Annotated in this window: 6 protein-coding genes; all 6 read right to left on the bottom strand. The window is 49.4% G+C overall.

The genetic code is table 11. The features are described from left to right. Positions 1-379: hypothetical protein (locus tag DCO57_RS23750; RefSeq protein WP_205756254.1), on the bottom strand; the 379-nt coding region annotated here is incomplete at its 3' end. A gap of 60 nt (positions 380-439) precedes the next feature. Continuing rightward, the gene (locus DCO57_RS22095; RefSeq protein ID WP_116701083.1) at positions 440-1,114 is read right to left on the bottom strand and encodes an NTP transferase domain-containing protein; all 675 of its coding nucleotides are present in this window, start codon (positions 1,112-1,114) and stop codon (positions 440-442) included. Between the two features lie 22 nt (positions 1,115-1,136). After that, positions 1,137-1,922: an inositol monophosphatase family protein gene (locus tag DCO57_RS22090; RefSeq protein ID WP_165814818.1), complete on the bottom strand. Its 786-nt coding sequence runs from the start codon at positions 1,920-1,922 to the stop codon at positions 1,137-1,139. Beyond that, positions 1,912-2,715: a hypothetical protein gene (locus tag DCO57_RS22085; protein ID WP_133192740.1), complete on the bottom strand. Its 804-nt coding sequence runs from the start codon at positions 2,713-2,715 to the stop codon at positions 1,912-1,914. Before DCO57_RS22085 ends, DCO57_RS22090 begins: the two co-directional genes overlap by 11 nt. 17 nt (positions 2,716-2,732) lie before the next feature. Next, positions 2,733-3,311 (bottom strand): SIS domain-containing protein, encoded by a 579-nt coding sequence (locus DCO57_RS22080; protein ID WP_116701080.1) that lies wholly within the window; start codon positions 3,309-3,311, stop codon positions 2,733-2,735. Continuing rightward, positions 3,311-3,831 (bottom strand): hypothetical protein (locus tag DCO57_RS23645; RefSeq protein WP_205756253.1); only part of this gene is annotated, 521 nt, incomplete at its 5' end. The genes DCO57_RS23645 and DCO57_RS22080, both read right to left, overlap by 1 nt.

Below are 3,831 nucleotides of genomic sequence, written 5' to 3'. Positions count from 1 at the left end.
GGCAAAGACTATCCACATCCTGGTCCGAGAGCCCAGTGAGCTCCTTAAACGATTCATAAATAGCATAAAGAGTCGGTTCAGTTCGATCAGACCCCATGGTAGACAGTTTTAATTTTGCAGATCGCTCGGCATGCTTTCGCCAGTCTAAGAAGGTATCCTCACGTCCTAGCTCCCGCCACTTGCCTTCCAATAGAACAAACAAATCCGAGGGTTCAACGATTGGGCGGACAAGCAAAGTATCGAAAATATCAAAGCTTATGACATCAGTGCACGGCGCCAGTATTGCGTTCGTCACTTGATCGTAGCTGGCTTGAAACGATCGCGAGGTTCCCGGTAAAATTTTCTGAACCCTACGTATAATCGGCAGAGGTATGCCCATCGCCGGTCGTTCCCAATTGTTTGTACTGAATCACAAGCACGATCATAGGATCTTCGGAAGCTACGCTTCCAATCCCAAATTCAAAAGCGCTGCGGCGATGTCCAAATCCATTTGCGTTTTAATTACATGACCTGCAGTTGGACCCACCGGGTAGAAACCGACGCGCCCATGATAGGTCGCCGTCTCACCTTGATCGAGCGCACCTAAAAACACGGATCGCCGCCACCCTGTAATAGACCACGTTATGCGCTGGAGAGGCTTGAGATCCTGGCTATTGGTCTTTTCCGCAAATGTAAAATTCACAGGACGCCCATCATAGGCCACTTCAATCTGATCATGAATACAAGACAGCAAAACATCGTGATCAGCAGAACGATAAGCTTCAACGAAACCGGCGACTTCGCTTGCCGTCAAAAGTGGTGCAATAGAGTGCACCTGAAACATGGCCTCACATTCATGAGCTCGAAAGAACTCACCGACAAAGTCTTCTGAGGTCGCAACGTTGTTCGCCAACTCTTCAGGACGCGAATGGAATTTCGCACCTTCCAACCTCGCAACCTCTGCTATTTCGTCACTCTCGGAATTTACCCAAACTTCGTCAAAGCATCCTGCGGAGAAGCACTTACGAATTGCATGCGCAATCAACGGAGATCCATTCAACAACGCCAGATTTTTCTTTTTCAAGCGCTGAGATCCCAAGCGCGCAGGTATCATTGCAATCAGCTTACCGGACATATCCTAATCCAATATCTTAAATTTAAGAGGAGCGAGACCATACGTTTCCAAGCAGGGCCTCGAGGTCTTCGGCAAAGTCAGGATGACTGCATACACTCTGAAGGGGTGCTTTCGAAAAGGCCAGCCTCATTAGATCGTCCTCGTTAGATGCAGCGAAAGATCGATAGACGGCCCCGGCTTCTTCTGCGATCAGCCGACCAGCTGCATCATCCCAAAATCTTGCCTCCTCGGACAAGGTGAAGCCGAAACGACCAATAGCTACTTGGCACAAATGAAGAGCCTGGCTACCGAGATTCCGAATCTTCCCTAATTGACGCAACTTTTTGTAGCACTCGGGGAACCGGACGAGCCTATCGGTCATGCCACTAGAGACACCCACCAATGTTGATGGCTTAGTGGGCATGGAAAGCCTATTCTGATTCAGAAATGCACCTTGACCTTTCTGTGCAACAAATAGATCACCGGAAGCTATATCTAGAACAGCCGCAGCAACGGCACAAGTATCTGTAAACAACGCGGCGCAGACAGCGTAATGCGGAATACCTGCTATCATGTTGTGCGTGCCGTCCACCGGATCAATGATCCAGAATGCCCCTTGAGGTCTAGACATTGATCGTTCTTCGCTAAAGACTGGAATTCCAGGAGTAAACCTCGCCAAATCTTCGGTCAAAAAATGATCAACTAGAAGATCAATATCAGTCACATAGTCGAGCGAAGACTTGTTCGAAACTTCTGCTACGCCGCGCTCGGTGACAAGCAGCCCTGCAGATCGAAGAATTGACTGTAGTTCCTCCAGATCAATCTGCACCAGCCCCCCCCCCCGCCGAGAAGGCTATTTCTTCCTGACCGTCAAAATACACTTTCACATGCGCCCCTTGCTGGAAGGGAACACAGGGCGTCGCACCGCCAGTGGAAATCCACTGACCGGGTTTCAAAGAGTACCCTTGGCACCTTGCTTCACGGAGGAATTTTCGTGCGCAAGAAACTGGATCCCACAACAAGTTTTCCACCCCCCCCTCTGCCACTTCCTGTCCATCCGCCTTGATACATAATGGCTTGTTGGTCCAAGAGAACGTCTCGTCGAAATCACGTGCCGCTCCCAATGCCAGAAAACCCGCAGCGCACCGGTCGGCCAAAAGTGCGACAACGCCAGCGTCGGTTAAATTCAATATGGGAGAGGAGGGCAGCTCTAGAGCGATGCACCAAGCATCGAAAAGTTCATCCGAAGCCACCTCCGAAGGTAATTCACCGGCCGAATCTAGATAAGAAGCCGCTGACGAGGAGATTCTAATTGCAAACTCGGCTTCGCCTTTCAACTCAAAGGTCTCAAATGGTGGTGCAATCTCCGGAAGAACCGCCATTTCACTCTCGTGAAGAGCGCCAAAATAAAGGTCTGACACCTGAAAAATTTTTTGCGTCACCTCGGTCGTTCCACCGAGTTTCCAAGCCGCCCCGTATCCAACGTCACCTGTCAAGGATTGACGTACCAATCGATAGGCTTCCGACGTCGAAGCTGGAATCCTGCCTTTCTCCAATGTCACCGCATCCAATGGGGTTCGTTGACTACGTACGTAAATCTTCTCGTCTGCTGAAATAGCCAACCTTCCGCCTCCCGTGCTCAAAGCTCGTATGCGCGCGTTTCGTAGACAGCCTTGCCGATGACATAATCAACCGTGGTCGTTAGCCAAATACTATGGATATTTTCAACTACGTTGTAGGCATCAGAAGCAACAAAGAAGTTCAAGTCAGCCTGCACGGCCAAAGAATTTTTGGAATTACGACCGGTAAAAGCGACCACAGTCATTCCGCGGCTTTTTGCATACTTGGCCGCGTTCACAACTGAAGGAGATTCTCCACTTACACTAATCAGCACCACAACATCACCATCATCGCCAAGGTGTTCAATTGCCTTAGCGACCCAGTGGTCATAACCAAAATCATTGGCAAAGCATGTCATCAGGTTTGGGTCATGGAATGTCACGCCTCGGACCTTGCCCTGCTTGGTGAAATCGACTGCGCCATGCTCCGCAATAGAGGCGCTGGCTCCATTCCCTGCGAACATCATCTTATTTCCCCCATCGCGAACCCGAAGTGCGATTTCAGCGAAATGCTCAACTAGGGGAATGACACCGTCATCGAAGGCGAGTTTCTGATATTCGCTGAAATATGGACCAAAAAAATCCTTAGTGCCGGACATTAGTTGTTCTCACCATTCAATTTTGTGAAAAGTTGCTCGCTAAGATGACTTTCATTGTCATAGATACGATCGATCATTTGCATGACGCGAAGAGCTTCGAAAGAGTCCCGCTTTATTTGGTTGGCTTGGCCATTCACCGCCGCCACGAAATTGGACATCTCTCGTTCCCAGGATTGGTCCACATCGTAGCGATGAACTTCCTCGTCTTCCCACGATGCTGCTGGGGCCTTTGAACGGTTTTTCGCGATGGTCAATTCTTCAGTACCATAGGTTCCGGAAGGTGTCTTCAGACCATTCAGCACCATATATCCGCGTTCTAAGAACACCTCAAAGGAGAAGAGGTGACGCCATTGGGTCATGGTAGAATGCAAGGATGCGCAGGTACCTGTTTGCGAATTTCGTAAAATCGCAAATACATTGTCCTCGATACCAGGGAGATTCCAATAGAGGTTGGAAACGAATGCATGCATCTCGTCAAAATCGCCACCGATTTGCAAAAACAAATCGAGCATATGAATCC

The organism is Labrenzia sp. 011 (assembly GCF_003075075.1).
In the GTDB taxonomy this organism is placed as follows: Bacteria; Pseudomonadota; Alphaproteobacteria; order Rhizobiales; family Stappiaceae; genus Roseibium.
The sequence above is the reverse complement of the archived record's forward strand: the minus strand, read 5'-3'. Positions and strand labels throughout refer to the sequence as shown.

Coding starts and splice junctions, on each gene's coding strand:
- DCO57_RS22095 (WP_116701083.1), bottom strand. CDS start 1,114: ATGTCCGGTAAGCTGATTGCAATGATACCTGCGCGCTTGGGATCTCAG.
- DCO57_RS22080 (WP_116701080.1), bottom strand. CDS start 3,311: ATGTCCGGCACTAAGGATTTTTTTGGTCCATATTTCAGCGAATATCAG.